The sequence below is a fragment of the Thermanaeromonas sp. C210 genome (genome assembly GCF_013167955.1).
Classification (GTDB): Bacteria; Bacillota; DSM-521; order Neomoorellales; family Neomoorellaceae; genus UBA12545.
In genome coordinates this window covers 1-533 of the sequence record NZ_BLWF01000019.1, presented here as the reverse complement: position 1 = coordinate 533, position 533 = coordinate 1, and the positions used below count along the sequence as shown (strand labels likewise).

Annotated in this window: 1 protein-coding gene; it reads right to left on the bottom strand. The window is 52.9% G+C overall.

The window, feature by feature from the left end:
- Window positions 1–291: integrase core domain-containing protein (locus TAMC210_RS13385; protein WP_217267418.1), on the bottom strand; the 291-nt coding region annotated here is incomplete at its 3' end.
- Between the last annotated feature and the right edge of the window lie 242 nt (window positions 292–533).

Genomic DNA, 533 nt, shown 5'->3' with positions numbered 1-533 from the left:
ATAGCCGGGGTTCAATATCCGGTGTTCCTTCCAGCAGAAGATATGTTCCAGGCGCAAGTGGGAGGGGATGGGGCGGAAAGCGGAAACCGGGTTAGCCGGGGGTATAGCAAACTTTTGGTTATAGCGCTCGATAAAGTTTTTAAGGACGGCATTAGCCTCTTCCAGGGTAGAAGCGCCAGCCAGGCGGAGTTCAATGACGAGCCTTTCCTGGAGGGTCTGGAAGGAGCGTTCGATGCGGCCTTTAGCCTGAGGGGAATGGGCGGGGATGTGCTGGGTCCCTAACTCGTTCAAGATACGGCCAATTTGAGTTAAAGAACGTTGTTGGCCGAGGAGCTGTTGTTCGATACTAGCAGTACTCTCTTCACCCTTAGGAGGGAAGAAGAGGGTATGGCGGTCGGAGTAGATAGCCAGTGGGATACCCTAGTTAATTACCAGGTCATAGAGGAGACGGCGGTAGCCCTCGAAATCTTCAGAAGGCCGGAAGAGGGCAGAAAGGATCTGGCCGGTAGCATCATCTATAGCTAAAAGCAATA